We start from the raw sequence: 14,391 nt of genomic DNA, 5'->3' as shown, positions 1-14,391 counted from the left end.
CGGATGACCGATATAACTCAACACACAGCAGCGCGCCCAAGGGCAGATTTCCTGCACCGGTTTTCCGTGCGCGACGCCGGCACGCTGATCGGCCTGGTGGTGATCCTTGCCGTCTTCGGGGCGCTGGTCCCCGGTTTCTTTGCCGAGCGTAACCTGATCAACATCCTGCAGCAGTCGAGCATCAATGCGTGCCTGGCGTTGGGCATGACGCTGGTCATCATCTCGGGCGGCATCGATCTGTCCGTCGGGCCGACGGCAGCCCTTTCGGCGGTCATCTCGGCCTCGATGCTGGTTGCCGGTGTGCCGTTTCCGCTGGCCATCGCCGCTGGCTTCGCCATCGGCCTCGCCTGCGGACTGCTCAACGGCGTGCTGGTTGCCTATGTCGGGCTGCAGCCCTTCATCGTCACGCTGGGAACGCTCAGCACCTACCGGGCGCTGGCGCTGATCTATACCGGCGGCAATCCGGTGCTCGGCCTGCCTGCCGGCTTCCGTGCCATCTTCAACGGCTCGCTGTTCGGATTGCCGTTGGCGGTCATCATCGTGGCCGTGGTCGCGCTGATTGCCTGGATCATCCTCAAGAAGACACCGTTTGGCGAATATCTGCTCGCCGTCGGCGGCAATGAGGAGGCGGCCTACATAGCCGGCGTGCCGATCGCCCGCACCAAGATCGCCGCCTATATGATCTCGGGCCTGCTGGCAGCGCTTGCAGCGCAGATCCTGATCGGCCGGCTGGGTGCGGCCGAACCCATTCTCGGCAATCTCTGGGAGCTCGACGCCATAGCGGCGGCGGCGATTGGCGGTGCCTCGCTGATGGGCGGCAAGGGCAGCGTCGTCGGCACCATCCTGGGTGCCGTCATTCTTGGCAGCATGCGCAACGGCCTGACGCTGATGAACGTGCAGTCCTTCTATCAGCTCCTGGCAACTGGCCTTATAATCCTCGCCGCGATGCTTATCGATCGCGTGACGAGGGGACGTGGATGACCTTGACCGGGCTGGACCTGAAAGCAGTAGGACCGCGCATTCGCATGATGATGCCGCATCTGACGCCGCTCGAGGCGAAGGTGGTTGAAACCGTATTCGGAAGGCGCGGCTTCGACGAGACCATACAGCTCAAGCAGATCGCCGAGGAGGCCGGTGTGTCGGAGGCGATGGTGGTCAAGATCGCCAAGAAGCTGGGTTTTTCCGGCTATCGCGACTTTCGCACGGCGGTCTATGAATACAGTCGCCTGCCGACCGCCGAGATGCATCAGGAGCTGTCGGTGGACGACAGTTCGGCCGAGATCGTGCAGAAGGTGTTCCGCACCTCTATCCAGGCGCTGGAGGAGACGCTGGCCATCCTCGACATCGACGATTTCGACCGTGCCGCCGATCTGCTTTACCGCGCCAGGAATCGCGATTTCTACGGCGTCGGCGGCTCGGCGCAGATCGCACGCGACGTTTCGCACAAATTCCTGCGCATCGGCATCCGCACCTCTGTCTACGACGATTCGCACCTGATGCTGATGTCGGCCTCGCTGCTCGGCGCCGACGACATCGCCGTCGGCTTCTCGCATTCCGGCAACACGAGCGCCGTCATCGACGCCATCCAACTTGCGCGCAAAAGCGGCGCGCGCACGCTGGCCATCACCAACTATGACAACTCGCCATTGGCAGCCGTCGCCGACATCGTGCTCTGCTCGACCGCGCAAGGCTCGCCGTTGATGGGTGAGAACGCGGCGGCGCGCATTGCCCAGCTCAACATTCTCGACGCGCTGTTCGTGGCGGTCGCGCAACGCGACTACCAGGCGGCGGAGCGCAATCTCGGCCGCACCATGTCTGCGGTGACGTCGAAACGGAAAGACAAGAACTCATGAAAGGCAAGCGGCTCATGAAGGTCTGGGGCACATGACGGCTCCCCCGCCGCTGGTGACCGTATTCGGCAGCCTGCATTACGACATCATGGTCGAAGCCCCCGATCGCCCACGCAAGGGCGAAACGGTCACCGGCCATGCCTGGCATCCGAAATGCGGCGGCAAGGGCGGCAACCAGGCGGTGTCGGCAGCGCGGGCCGGCGTGCGTGCGGCGATGATCGGAGCTGTCGGCGACGATGATTTCGGCCGCGCGCTTCTCGACAATCTTGATCGCAACGGCGTCGACCAGCGCTTCGTGGGAGTGGCTTCGGGCGCCGGCTCGGGCATGAGCGTAGCGATTTTCGACGACAGCGGCGACTATGGCGCGGTGATCGTCTCGGGCAGCAATCTCACTCTCGGCGAAAAGGACATTACTGAGGCGGCCGAGCTGATCGCGCAAACGGCGGTTCTGCTGCTGCAAAACGAGGTATCGGAAGCCGCCAACATTGCCGCGGCGCGAGCGGTGAAGGCGTTTGGCGGCCGCGTCCTCCTCAACGCGGCACCCGCCCGAAACCTCTCCGCCGAGCTGATCGCGCTCACCGACATCGTCGTCGTCAACGCCATCGAGGCGGAGTTCCTGGCCGGCGTTTCGGTCGTCGACACGCTCGAGGGTGCTGCGAAGGCGGCCGGCATGCTCGTCGGTTTCTATCCGGCTGCAATCGTCACGGCCGGCGGCGAGGGCGTTGCGTATTGCGGCCGCGACGGCCAGGCATTCGCCTTGCCGGCGATGCCGGTGGAGGTGGTCAGCACCCACGGTGCCGGTGATGAATTCGTCGGCGCCTTTGCGGCGGGGCTTGCGCGTGGAGAGCCCGTCGAGGCGGCACTTGGCGCCGCCAATGCCGCCGCTGCCTCGCTGGTCGCAACGCCGGAGCGCGGGCGCGGGGGTCTTGATCAATCTGAGCCTGCTCAGTGACCGCCGCGATTCAATCGCTGTCGCGCGCGATCAGTTCCAGTGGCCAGACTTCACGGATGATGCGTGCGCCTTCGGCGCCGGCGTAAGCCGGGATCGATGCCAGCAGCATTTCGGCCAACCGCTCGCCCATCGGCTCGAGCGCCGGGCGGAAGCCGGTCAGCGCCGGCGAAAAATAGCGGCAGAGCGGGGTGTCGACGATGACGATCACCGCAACGTCGTGGCCGGGCCTGATGCCCGCCTCGGCCAGAGCCTTGCAGCCGCCAAGCGCCATCGCGTCGTTGTTGAAGATGATGGCCGTCGGCGGGTCCTTGGAGCGCATGACCTTCGGCGTCACCGCGTAGCCGCCGGCCTCGTTGATGAAGCCGTCGGCGATCAACTCGGGGTCGAATTCGATGCCGTGCCGCCGCAACGCCTTGCGATAGCCGGCGAGGAACAGATAGCCGAAATTGAGGTCGAGCGACGGGCGGATGGCGGCGATGCGGCGATGACCGCGCGCGACGAGACGATCGACCGCGTCAGCCCCGGCTTTTTCGAAATCGAGGTCGAGCGAGGGATAGGAATCGCCGCCGGAGCGGCTGCGGCCGAGCGTCGCGAACGGGAAACCGGCCTGGGTCAGATAGTCGATGCGCTCGTCCTCGCGCCGCGTCCAGGCCAGCACCACCGCATCGGCCCGCCGCGTCTCGACGACACGGCGCAGGCGCTCCTGCTGATAGTCGCCCGGCGCGCCCATCACTACGATCAGGTCAAGGCCGCTTTCGGCGAGCTTGGCCTGCAACCCGGTCAGGAACGGAATGAAGAACGGCTCGCCATATTCCTGGTCGCCCGGATGCGGCTGCAGCATGAAGGCGATCGAATGGGTGGCGCCGCGCCGCAGGCTGCGGCCGGACTGGTTCGGTGAATAGTTCAGCTTCTTGGCCGCATCGAGCACGCGCTGGCGTGTGTCGGCATTGACGTCGGCGCGGCCGTTGAGCGCGCGCGACACCGTGCCGATGGAAATATTCAGGTGACGCGCAAGGTCGTGAATACTGGACGCCAAAGGACAGTTCTCCCCCTTGCTTGGCTAGCACCGGCCGCTCTTCAGGCCAAGCCGGCATCACGTTTTTCGCTATCGGCCAATTGACATTCTACGCCATCGGGTGTGTTCTCGTAAACGTTTACGGAAGAAACGTTTGCGGCCCTGCCGTGAACGCCGTGACGATCGGTCTGGAGGGGCCGAGAGGGAGGAGTGCTGGATGATCAATGTCGTCCTGGTCGGCTGCGGCGCGATGAGCAAGGCCTGGCTCGATGCGGCCAAGCAGATCGACGGGCTCGCCATTGTCGGCCTGGTTGATCTCGACGCCGAAAGGGCGCGGGCAAGGGCGCGCGAATACGAGCTTTCCGGCGCCGTCATCGGAACCGAGCTCGACGCCGTGCTCGACCAGACCAGGCCCGCCGCGGTATTCGACGTCGTGGTTCCCGCCGCCCGCCGCGAGGTCGCGCTTTCCGCCTTTGCCCACCATTGCCATCTCTTGACCGAAAAGCCGCTCGCCGACAGCCCGGACAATGCGCGTGCCATTGTCGGGGCGGCCCGCAGCGCCGGCCGCATCCATGCCGTCGTGCAGAACCGCCGCTATGTCGCCAATGTCAGGCGCATCCGGCGCTTTCTCGATTCCGGCGCCATTGGTGCGCCAACCAGCATCCACGCCGATTTCTTCGTTGCGCCGCATTTCGGCGGTTTTCGCGAAGAGATGCGCCATGTGCTGCTGCTCGATATGGCGATCCACACATTCGATGCAGCCCGCTACATGGTGGCCGGCGAACCGGCCGGCGTCTATTGCCAGGAGTGGGAGCCGGCCAATTCCTGGTATCGGCAAGGGTCGTCGGCAACCGCAAGCTTCGACCTCGGCGGCGGCAAGCTGTTCACCTATGCCGGCAGCTGGTGCGCGGCCGGCTTCCGTACCAGCTGGGACAGTACATGGCGGATCGTCGCCGAGCGCGGCAGCATTGTCTGGGACGGCGCGGACGGGTTGAAGGCGGAAGTCGTGCGGCCGGTCCGTGAGGGCCTGTTCGACCGCACCGAATCGATAGCCGTGCCGCCGCTCGACCTGGCAGATCGCGTCGGCGGCCATCTCGGCATCATCCAGGATTTCGTCCGCGCCGTCGAGACCGGCACCGAGCCGGAGACGCGCGGCGCCGACAACATCAAGAGCCTGGCCATGGTTTTCGCTGCGATCGAGAGCGCCGAGACCGGGCGCCGGGTCGCTATCGCTCAACAGGAAGGATCATGATGCCAAACCCGCTGCTCGACATCAGGATCGGCACAATGGTGCGGGCCAATCTCGACGACCCGGCCGCCTATGTCAGGCAGATCCTGCCGCTCGGCTTCGAGAGCATCCAGCCGTTCTTCTGGCAGACGCTGGGCGGCAAGGACATTCCGCGGCTGGCGGGCGAGATCCGCGAGGCGATCGGCGATGCCGATGTCATCGTCTCGTCGATCGGCGTGTTCGGCAATCCGCTGGAGAGCGGCGAGATCGATCGCGGCGTGCTCGAGGCGTGGGAAACGATCATCGACAACGCGCATCTGTTCGGCACCAATGTGGTCAGCGGCTTCACCGGCCGCATTCGCGGCAAGCCGCTGCCCGACAGCCTGCCGCGCTTCCGCGAGGTCTGGGGGAAGCTGGCAAGGCGGGCCGCCGACAAGGGCGTGCGCATCGCCTTCGAGAACTGCGCCATGGACGGCAATTGGGCCAGCGGCGACTGGAACATCGCCCATAATCCGGACGCCTGGGAGCTGATGTTCAACGAATTGCCAAACGACAATCTCGGCCTGGAGTGGGAGCCCTGTCACCAGTTGGTCTATCTGATCGACCCGATCCCGCAGATCCGCAAATGGGCGCCGCGCATCTTCCACGTCCATGGCAAGGACGCGACGGTGCGCTGGGACGTGATCCGCGAACATGGCGTGTTCGGCCGCCTGCCGTTCGTTCAGATGCGCACGCCGGGTTTCGGCGACAGCGACTGGGCGCGGGTGATCAGTGAGCTGCGGCTGGCCGGCTACAAAGGTGCCATCGACATCGAGGGCTGGCACGACCCGGTCTATCGCGGCGATCTCGAGATCACCGGCCAGGCGCGTGCGCTGGATTATCTCCAACAATGCCGGGGAGGCGCGAGCTACCTGCCGAACCCGGTGTGAGGCTAATGCATGTCGCGCAAAAGTGCCCAGCGGTTTTGCGATAACGACATGCATAAAACAGGACAAGCCGGCGGGAGGTGCCGGCCAGCGAAAGATTGCGGCGCAATGCCGAAGCGATCGTCAAAACCCCTCGGCTAGCGAGGGAACAAAGGGAGGATAAGTGCATGAGCATTACGATGAGAAGGACAGTTCTGCGCTCGACCGTCGCGGCGGCCGCGATGGCGCTCGCCGCCGCACTCTCGACCTTGCCGGCGCAGGCGCTCGATGCCCAGTGGTGCAAGGATGTCCATATCCGTTTCTTCGTCGGCGGCGCCGAGGGCGATGCCTTCGGCACAATCGTCTATAATGGCGCGAAGCAGGCCGCGGCCGATCTCGGGCCGAAGGTCGACTACATCTTTTCCCAGTGGGATGTCGAGAAGATGGTGCAGCAATTGCGCGAGGCTGTCGCGGTCAAGCCCCAAGGCATCGCCATGATGGGCCACCCCGGCGACGCCGCGATCATGCCGCTGGCCGAACAGGCACACAAGGACGGCATCAAGATGATGTACCAGAACGTGCCGGTGCCGACGGTCACGGCGGCGTTCGGTGGCGGCTATGTCGGCGCCCAGCAGGAGCAGCAGGGCCGCGCGCTCGGCGCCGAGGCGGTCAAGCTGGCCGGGCTCAAGGCCGGCGACAAGGCAATCATGATCGGCCCGTTCGAGAACGAGAGCCGCGGCGCGCGAGAACGCGGCACTGTCGCTGCCCTCAAGGAAGCGGGTGTCGAGGTCATACAGCTCTCCTCGCCGCCGAGCGGCGAATGGGCTTCCGACCCAAATCTGGCCCTTCCGGTGATCACCGCGGCACTGCTCAACAATCCCGACGTCAAGGCGGTTGGCTATCCCGGCGGCCAGATGCTGGGCAATGTGCCCACCTATATGCAGGCGGCGGGCAGGAAGCCGGGCGATATCTTCAACTTCGGCTTCGACACCAGCCCGCAGATCGTCGAGGGCTTCAAGGGCGGCTGGGTGCAGCTGACGGCCGACCAGCAGCCGTTCCTGCAAGGCTATCTGCCGATCCTCAGCCTCTGCCAGCAGGTTGTGCTGGGTCTCGCACCGATGAATGTCGACACTGGTGCCGGCTTCGTCACGCCGCAGAATTACGAGATCGTCGCCGAGCTCGCCAAGCAGGCGCTGCGCTGACCTCCCAAGCCGTCGGCCGGGATCGAGCCCGGCCGGCGGGACCGCCGGCGAAAAGGCCGGCACGCGACAATCAAGCGAGGATCGCCATGGCGGAACGCATCATCGAACTGCGCGACATCACCAAGTCCTACGGCCAGGTCTATGCGCTGGGCGGGGTCAATCTCAGCGTCGATCGCGGCGAGGTGGTCGGCCTGATCGGCGACAATGGCGCCGGCAAGTCGACGCTGATCAAGATCCTGTCCGGCGTGGTCAAACCGACCAGCGGCGAGATTCTCGTCCGCGGCAAGCCGGTGACCGGATGGAGCCCTGCGCGCTCGCGCGACGCCGGCATCGAAACGGTGTTCCAGGACCGGGCGCTCGCCGTGCAGCAGACGATTGTACGCAATATCTTCATGGGCCGCGAACTCACCGGCTGGCTTGGCTGGCTGAAGGTCAACAAGGAGATCGCGGAGGCGAGCCGGCTGATGCGCGAGATCGGCTTCACCTCGAAAGTGTTCACGCCACAGTCGATCGTCGGCCAGCTCTCGGGCGGCGAACGGCAGGGCGTGGCGATCGCGCGGGCCATCTATAAGAAGGCGGAGCTGATAGTCCTCGACGAACCGACGACCGCGCTATCGCTGACCGAGACCGCCAAGGTCTTCCACTTCGTGCGCCAGGTGCGGGCGAGCGGTCGCTCGATCCTGTTCATCGGCCACAACATCCACCACGTCTTCGATATCGCCGATCGCTTCGTGGTGCTGGACCGCGGCAAGGTCGCGCTCAGCGCCGACCGCAGCGAGGTCAAATCGGCCGAGGACCTGATCAATTTCATGGAAGACGTCGCCCACCCCAGCGGATTGCCGGTGTTACACGACGCGGGCGATGCGGAGAGGGCGGCACGATGAGCAAGACCATGGAACCCGATCTGCAGAGCCCCCTCGGCGGCACGCATAATGAGGCCGCCGGGAAAGAGTGGAGACACCCGTCCGACAACTGGCTGCGCGGGTTCATCCTCGACAACCGCGCCGCGCTCGGCACGCTTGCCGTGTTCATCGTCATGATGGCGGTGTTCATGATCGCCAACCCGATTGTGTTCACCACCTGGTATCTCTACAGCTCCGTACTCACCACGCTGCCGGTGGCGCTGTTCGTGGTGGTGCCGCTGGTCTTCGTCGTCACCTGCGGCGAGATCGACCTGTCGTTTCCGGCGACGATGGGCTTTGCCTCCTGGGTGTTTGCGCTGGTCGTGCAGGCTGGCTACGACCCGTTCCTCGGCATCGCCGCCGCAATCGTCACCGGCATGCTGCTCGGCTTCCTGGTCGGCTCGCTGGTCGTCTATGGCGGGCTGTCGTCGCTGATCGCCACGCTCGGCATGAATTTCCTGCTGCGCGGCCTGATCCAGATCATCAACGAGGGCAGGTCGACGGCGCTGACCGGCCTTGCCGACAGCTGGGCCTACAAGATCTTCTCCAGCCAGCTTTACGGCATTCCGGTGCAGATCTTCTGGGCCATCGGCTTCGTCGTGCTGTCGGCGCTGCTTTACAACCGCCATCGCTTCGGTGCCCAGGTCAAGGTGGTCGGCGACAATCCAGACAGCGCCCAGCAGATGGGTATCGACGTCAAGCGCGTGCGCGTAAAAGTGTTCGTCTTCGTCGGCATCGGCGCGGCAATCGCCGGCACCTTCTCGGTGATGATCAACTTCACCTGGTGGCCGACGGCGGGCGACGGATACCTGCTGCCGGTGCTGGCATCGGTGTTCGTCGGCGGCACCCCGACCTGGGGCGGCATCGGCACTGTCGTCGGCGGCGCGATCGGCGCGGTCACGGTCTCCTTCATCCAGACCGGCGTCGTCGCGGCAGGCCTGAGCGGCTTCTACGTCCAGTTCTTCAACGGCCTGATCATCATCCTGTCGCTGCTCGGCCACAAGTGGAACCAGGCGCGGTATCGCTAGCGCCCGGCGGCCTCACACCCCGGTGACAAACCCGTCCAGTACGCGTTTCTGGCCGGCTTTGTCGAAGTCGATGGTCAGCTTGTTGCCTTCGATGGCCGAGATGTTGCCGTTGCCGAATTTCTGGTGGAAGACGCGGTCGCCGACGCTGAAGGGGGACGGCGTGTCGGCGACGGATTTGGCGACCAGTTCGCCGTCGATGGTGCGCCCCTTGACCGAGGTACGGCCGGCGCCGTAGCCGGAGTCGGTTTCGCCATAGCCGATGCGCTCGACCTGGTGACCGGAGCGCGTGCCCCAATTGCGGTCGGTCGCCTCGGTGCGGTTGGCCTGAGCGCGCTGCCAGCCCGGCGTCGCATAGGTGCTGGAGAAAGCGCCGGATTTCTCGGCGCCGTTATTGCCGCCAATGTTGTCGAAGCGCGATGCCCCATAAGGGTTCTGCCTGCCTGCACCTTGGCCTCCACGACCGGAGGCGAACGAGCCGCCGCCATAGGCATTGCCGTAGCCGCCGTAGGAGTTGCCGCTCTCGGAAACTTCGACATGGGCTTCCGGCAGCTCGTCGATGAAGCGTGACGAGATGGTCGATTGCCAGAGGCCGTGGATGCGGCGGTTGGAGACGAACCAGATGTGCAGGTTCTTCTTGGCGCGGGTCAGCCCGACGTAGGCGAGGCGGCGTTCCTCCTCCAGCCCTGAGCGGCCGCCCTCGTCGAGGGAACGCTGGTGCGGGAACAGCCCTTCTTCCCAGCCGGGCAGGAACACGGTTTCGAATTCGAGGCCCTTGGCCGAATGCAGCGTCATGATGTTGACCGCGTCGAGCTCGGCATTCTGCTCGGCGTCCATGACGAGTGCTACATGTTCGAGGAAGGAGCGCAGCGATTCATACTCCTCCATGGAGCGGATCAGTTCCTTCAGGTTTTCCAACCGTCCCGGTGCTTCGACCGAGCGGTCGTTCTTCCACATATCGGTGTAGCCGCTCTCCTCAAGAATGGTCTCGGCGAGCTCGGTGTGCGGGGTGGTTTCCAGCGCCTTCTGCCAGCGCTCGAAATTGGCCGCGACCTCGCGCAGCGCGGCGCGCGGCTTCGGCTTCAGCTCGTCGCTTTCGGCAAGTTTTGCCGCCGCCTCCAGCATCGGGATGCGCAGCGCGCGTGCGGTGTCGTGGATCTGGCGGATGGTGGCCTCGCCAAGGCCGCGCTTCGGCACGTTGACGATGCGCTCGAAGGCGAGGTCGTCGGCGCCTTGCGCGACGACGCGAAAGAAAGCCAGCGCATCGCGAATCTCGAGCCGCTCATAGAAGCGCGGGCCGCCGATGACGCGGTAATTGAGGCCGAGCGTGACGAAGCGATCCTCGAATTCGCGCATCTGGAAGGAGGCGCGGACGAGAATCGCCATGTCGTTGAGATTGTGCTTCTGGCGCTGGTAGGCCTCGATCGTCTCGCCGACGGCGCGGGCCTCCTCCTCGGAATCCCAGGCGGCGTGGACATGCACCTTCTCGTCGTCCTCGGCGATCTTTTCGGTGAACAACGTCTTGCCGAAGCGGCCCTCATTGTGGGCGATGAGATGCGAGGCGGTGCCGAGGATGTGCGCGGTCGAGCGGTAGTTGCGCTCCAGCCTGATGATGGTGGCGCCGGGGAAATCCTTGTCGAAGCGCAGGATGTTGTCGACCTCGGCGCCGCGCCAGCCATAGATCGACTGGTCGTCGTCGCCGACGCAGCAGATATTTACGGTGGACAGGCGCGGGCTTCCCTCCCCCTTGAGGGGAGGGTGGCCGGGCAAAGCGCGGTCGGGTGGGGTCCGTGCGGCAGTGCTCGACCTACCGGCGGCAGTGCTCGACGCTCTAGCGGTGCCTTCTGCGGCAACCCCCTCCGCCCGCTTCGCGGGCACCTCCCCCTCAAGGGGGGAGGATTGCGGCCGCTGCGCCAAGAGCCGCAGCCACATGTACTGGGCGGTGTTGGTGTCCTGATATTCGTCGACGAGGATGTAGCGGAAGCGCTTGTGGTATTCCTTCAGCACGTCCGGATTGGCGCGGAAGATGCGGATCGGATGGCACAGGAGATCGCCGAAGTCGCAAGCGTTCAGCGTTTTCAGCCGCTCCTGATAGGCCTTGTAGAGCTCGCGGCCCTTGCCGTTGGCGAAGGCACGGGCATCGCCCTCGGGGATGTCGGCGGGACCGAGGCCCTTGTTCTTCCAGCCGTCGATCATCTGGGCGAACTGCTTGGCCGGCCAGCGCTTGTCGTCCAGCCCTTCGGCCTGGATAAGCTGCTTGATCAGGCGCACCACGTCGTCCGTGTCGAGAATGGTGAAGTCGGATTTGAGCCCGGCCAGCTCGGCATGTCTGCGCAGCAGCTTCACTCCAATCGAGTGGAAGGTGCCGAGCCACGGCATGCCCTCGACATTGCCTTCGCCGATCAACAGGCCGATGCGCTGCTTCATCTCGCGCGCCGCCTTGTTGGTGAAGGTGACGGCGAGGATCTGCGACGGGAAAGCCTTGCCGGTGGCAAGGATGTGGGCGATGCGGGTGGTCAGGACGCGCGTCTTGCCGGTGCCGGCGCCGGCCAACACCAGAACCGGGCCTTCAGTGGTCTCAACCGCCAGCCGCTGCTCGGGGTTCAACCCCTTGAGATAGTCGGGCGCATTGTTGTGGCCGCTGCGGGCAGCCATGGCGCGCGCGGCAATGCCCGACGGGGCCGCGGGCCGCGCGTTCGGTTCGTCAAAAAAGGGCATGTCTTCCGAAAAGCCGGACATATCCCCCCGAATGTAGTGATTCGGCAGCGAAAGGCCAGAAGTGTCTCCGTTTTGTTCTCTGTCCAGTCGGTAGACTCACAATCTGAATGGGTCCGCTAACCAAAACGCCGGGCTTGCTGAGGGTCGGCACCGTAAAACGCCGAGCTTGCTTGACAGGGGAAGCGGGCCGGAGAAAGTTGCGTGGGGGCAGGAGCGCAATGCCGGGTTGCCCATGGACGCGTCGCGGAGCGCACCAGTCGAAGGAGCACCGTCTTGGCTGTGGTCATTACCTCCCTGATCCTTTTCCTCATCGGCCTGGCGGTTGGCGGCGGCGGCATCTGGCTCGTGACGCTGGGCGGCAGCTGGTACTACGTCATCGTCGGTCTAGCTTTCCTTGTCGCGGCCTGGCTGCTCTACAGGCGCAGATCCACGGCGCTGTGGCTCTACGCGGCGATCGTGCTCGGCACGCTCGCCTGGGCGGTCTGGGAGATTGGCTTCGACTGGTGGGAGCTCGGCCCGCGCGGCGGCATCATCGTGCTTGTCGCGCTATGGCTGTTGACGCCATGGGCGCGGCGCGGGCTTACCGGTCCCGACGGACGCGCGCCGCTTATCCTCGCCGTGCTGGCATCGCTTGCCGTCGCCGGCTATTCGATGACGACCGATCCAAAGGATATTGCGGGTGAACTCAACACCGACAAGGTGACGCCGACGGCCGATCTTGGCGGCAACGTGCCGGCTGGCGAATGGCACTATTACGGTCGCACGCAATATGGCCAGCGCTATTCGCCGCTCGACCAGATCACCGCTGAAAACGTTGCCAATCTGCAGCCGGCCTGGACCTACCGCACCGGCGACGTGAAAGGGCCCGACGACATCGGCGAGACGACCTATCAGGTGACGCCGCTAAAAATCGCCGACACGCTCTACATCTGCACGCCGCATAATTTCGCCATCGCCATCGATGCCGCGAGCGGCAAGGAGAAATGGCGGTTCGATCCGCAGGTCAAGCTCAACAAGGACCGCCAGCACCAGACCTGCCGCGGCGTGTCCTATTATGCCGATGCCAAGGTCGCCGCCGGCCAGCCCTGTGCCACACGCATCTACCTGCCGACATCCGACGCCCGGCTGATCGCGCTCGATGCGGCGAATGGCCAGGTCTGCCCGACTTTCGCCGAAGGCGGCACGCTGAACCTGCTCGCCAACATGCCATATCCGAAGCCGGGCTATTATTATTCGACCTCGGCGCCGCTGATCGTCGCCAACAAGATCATCGTCGGCGGCGCGGTCAACGACAATTATTCGACGCAGGAGCCGTCCGGGGTCATCCGTGCCTACGATGCCGACACCGGCGCGCTGTTGTGGAATTGGGATTCCGGCAATCCGGACCAGACGACGCCGCTGCCGCCGGGCCAGACCTACACCAACAACTCGCCCAACATGTGGTCGACGGCAAGCGCCGACGAGAAGCTCGGCCTGCTTTATGTGCCGCTCGGCAACAAGACGCCGGACCAGCTCGGCGCCGGGCGCAGCGCCAATGACGAGAAATTCTCCTCGTCGATCACCGCGCTCGATCTCAACAGCGGACAATTGCGCTGGGTGCGGCAGACCGTGCACCACGATCTCTGGGACATGGACGTGCCGGCGCAGCCGACGCTGGTCGACATCACCACGGAAAGTGGCGTGGTGCCGGCGCTGGTCGGGCCGACCAAGCAGGGCGACCTCTATGTGCTCGACCGGCGCAGCGGCGAGCCGATCGTTCCGGTCAAGGAAGTGCCGGCGCCGGGCGGCGCGATCGAAGGCGACCATACCTCGCCGACGCAGCCGGTCTCAGACCTGAGCTTCAGTCCGAAACCGCTGACCGGCGCCGACATGTGGGGCATCACCATGTTCGACCAGCTGGCCTGCCGGATCGAGCTCCGGAAGTTGCGCTATGAGGGCCGCTATACGCCGCCGTCGCTGCAGGGCTCGCTGATCTACCCCGGCAATTTCGGCACCTTCAACTGGGGCGGCGTGGCAGTCGATCCGGTCCGGCAGGTGATGTTCGGCATGCCGACATACCTGGCCTTCATCTCCAAGCTGGTGCCGCGCGCCGACGTGCCGCCGCCCGGTGACACCAAGGGCAGCGAACAAGGCCTGAATCGCAATGACGGTGCGCCTTACGCAGTGATATTGAAGCCGTTCCTGTCGCCGCTCGGCATTCCCTGCCAGGCGCCGCCCTGGGGCTATGTGGCGGGCGCCGACCTTCGGACCGGCAAGATCGTCTACAAGCATCGCAACGGCACCGTTTACGATATGACGCCATTGCCGCTGCCGTTCAAGGTCGGCGTGCCCGGCATTGGCGGGCCGATGATCACTGCCGGCGGCGTCGCCTTCCTCGGTGCGGCGGTCGACGACTATGTGCGCGCCTATGACCTGACGACCGGCAAACAGCTCTGGCAGGCGCGGCTGCCGGCGGGCGGGCAGTCGACACCGATGACCTACACGGTAGCCGACGGACGCCAGTTGGTCGTCATCGTTGCCGGCGGCCACGGCTCGGTCGGTACCAAGCCGGGCGACTATGTGATGGCCTATACGCTGCCGAAATAGAGAAGTTC

11 protein-coding genes are annotated in these 14,391 nt (G+C 65.0%); 9 read left to right on the top strand and 2 right to left on the bottom strand.

Features of this window, described 5'->3' with window-relative positions:
• The first annotated feature begins 3 nt into the window (after positions 1–3).
• Genes NKI24_RS11045 through NKI24_RS11035 form a run of 3 tightly spaced genes read left to right on the top strand, consistent with a single transcriptional unit; the run spans position 4 to position 2,802 of the window.
• Positions 4–981 (top strand): ABC transporter permease, encoded by a 978-nt coding sequence (locus tag NKI24_RS11045; RefSeq protein WP_352456543.1) that lies wholly within the window; start codon positions 4–6, stop codon positions 979–981.
• On the top strand, positions 978–1,853 hold the full coding sequence (locus NKI24_RS11040; protein WP_352745206.1) for a MurR/RpiR family transcriptional regulator: 876 nt from the start codon (positions 978–980) through the stop codon (positions 1,851–1,853). The genes NKI24_RS11045 and NKI24_RS11040 overlap by 4 nt, the downstream gene beginning before the upstream one ends.
• Positions 1,854–1,884: 31 nt before the next feature.
• On the top strand, positions 1,885–2,802 hold the full coding sequence (locus NKI24_RS11035) for a ribokinase (protein ID WP_352745203.1): 918 nt from the start codon (positions 1,885–1,887) through the stop codon (positions 2,800–2,802).
• A 10-nt stretch (positions 2,803–2,812) separates the two neighbouring features.
• Here NKI24_RS11035 and NKI24_RS11030 read toward each other — a convergent pair whose 3' ends face one another.
• Positions 2,813–3,838 (bottom strand): LacI family DNA-binding transcriptional regulator, encoded by a 1,026-nt coding sequence (locus NKI24_RS11030; RefSeq protein ID WP_023676728.1) that lies wholly within the window; start codon positions 3,836–3,838, stop codon positions 2,813–2,815.
• 196 nt (positions 3,839–4,034) lie between these two features.
• On the opposite strand from NKI24_RS11030, the gene NKI24_RS11025 reads away from it, so the two are divergent.
• From NKI24_RS11025 to NKI24_RS11005, 5 genes are all read left to right on the top strand, one after another.
• Entirely contained in the window at positions 4,035–5,069 is a 1,035-nt protein-coding gene (locus tag NKI24_RS11025) for a Gfo/Idh/MocA family protein (RefSeq protein ID WP_352614306.1), read from the top strand.
• The gene (locus NKI24_RS11020; RefSeq protein ID WP_352471591.1) at positions 5,066–5,974 is read left to right on the top strand and encodes a sugar phosphate isomerase/epimerase family protein; all 909 of its coding nucleotides are present in this window, start codon (positions 5,066–5,068) and stop codon (positions 5,972–5,974) included. The genes NKI24_RS11025 and NKI24_RS11020 overlap by 4 nt, the downstream gene beginning before the upstream one ends.
• A 164-nt stretch (positions 5,975–6,138) precedes the next feature.
• The gene (locus NKI24_RS11015) at positions 6,139–7,152 is read left to right on the top strand and encodes a substrate-binding domain-containing protein (protein ID WP_023676725.1); all 1,014 of its coding nucleotides are present in this window, start codon (positions 6,139–6,141) and stop codon (positions 7,150–7,152) included.
• A gap of 86 nt (positions 7,153–7,238) precedes the next feature.
• Entirely contained in the window at positions 7,239–8,036 is a 798-nt protein-coding gene (locus NKI24_RS11010; RefSeq protein ID WP_352745200.1) for an ATP-binding cassette domain-containing protein, read from the top strand.
• Positions 8,033–9,082 carry an ABC transporter permease gene (locus NKI24_RS11005; protein WP_352450091.1) on the top strand — a complete coding sequence of 350 codons (1,050 nt, stop codon included), beginning with the start codon at positions 8,033–8,035 and terminating at the stop codon, positions 9,080–9,082. Before NKI24_RS11010 ends, NKI24_RS11005 begins: the two co-directional genes overlap by 4 nt.
• Before the next feature lie 12 nt (positions 9,083–9,094).
• Here the strand turns inward: NKI24_RS11005 and NKI24_RS11000 are convergent, their stop codons facing one another.
• Positions 9,095–11,818, bottom strand: a complete 2,724-nt coding sequence (locus tag NKI24_RS11000) for an ATP-dependent helicase (protein ID WP_352745197.1) — start codon at positions 11,816–11,818, stop codon at positions 9,095–9,097.
• 252 nt (positions 11,819–12,070) lie between these two features.
• On the opposite strand from NKI24_RS11000, the gene NKI24_RS10995 reads away from it, so the two are divergent.
• Positions 12,071–14,383: a glucose/quinate/shikimate family membrane-bound PQQ-dependent dehydrogenase gene (locus tag NKI24_RS10995; protein ID WP_352745194.1), complete on the top strand. Its 2,313-nt coding sequence runs from the start codon at positions 12,071–12,073 to the stop codon at positions 14,381–14,383.
• The last annotated feature ends 8 nt before the right edge of the window (positions 14,384–14,391 follow it).

It is taken from the genome of Mesorhizobium sp. M0701, from assembly GCF_040320365.1.
In the GTDB taxonomy this organism is placed as follows: Bacteria; Pseudomonadota; Alphaproteobacteria; order Rhizobiales; family Rhizobiaceae; genus Mesorhizobium.
The sequence above is the reverse complement of the archived record's forward strand: the minus strand, read 5'-3'. Positions and strand labels throughout refer to the sequence as shown.

What these genes read in the sequence shown, in the direction of transcription:
- NKI24_RS11025 (WP_352614306.1), top strand. Translation starts at nt 4,035, where the DNA reads ATGATCAATGTCGTCCTGGTCGGCTGCGGCGCGATGAGCAAGGCCTGG.
- NKI24_RS11005 (WP_352450091.1), top strand. Translation starts at nt 8,033, where the DNA reads ATGAGCAAGACCATGGAACCCGATCTGCAGAGCCCCCTCGGCGGCACG.
- NKI24_RS11000 (WP_352745197.1), bottom strand. Translation starts at nt 11,818, where the DNA reads ATGTCCGGCTTTTCGGAAGACATGCCCTTTTTTGACGAACCGAACGCG.
- NKI24_RS11045 (WP_352456543.1), top strand. Translation starts at nt 4, where the DNA reads ATGACCGATATAACTCAACACACAGCAGCGCGCCCAAGGGCAGATTTC.
- NKI24_RS11035 (WP_352745203.1), top strand. Translation starts at nt 1,885, where the DNA reads ATGACGGCTCCCCCGCCGCTGGTGACCGTATTCGGCAGCCTGCATTAC.
- NKI24_RS11010 (WP_352745200.1), top strand. Translation starts at nt 7,239, where the DNA reads ATGGCGGAACGCATCATCGAACTGCGCGACATCACCAAGTCCTACGGC.
- NKI24_RS11015 (WP_023676725.1), top strand. Translation starts at nt 6,139, where the DNA reads ATGAGCATTACGATGAGAAGGACAGTTCTGCGCTCGACCGTCGCGGCG.
- NKI24_RS11040 (WP_352745206.1), top strand. Translation starts at nt 978, where the DNA reads ATGACCTTGACCGGGCTGGACCTGAAAGCAGTAGGACCGCGCATTCGC.
- NKI24_RS11020 (WP_352471591.1), top strand. Translation starts at nt 5,066, where the DNA reads ATGATGCCAAACCCGCTGCTCGACATCAGGATCGGCACAATGGTGCGG.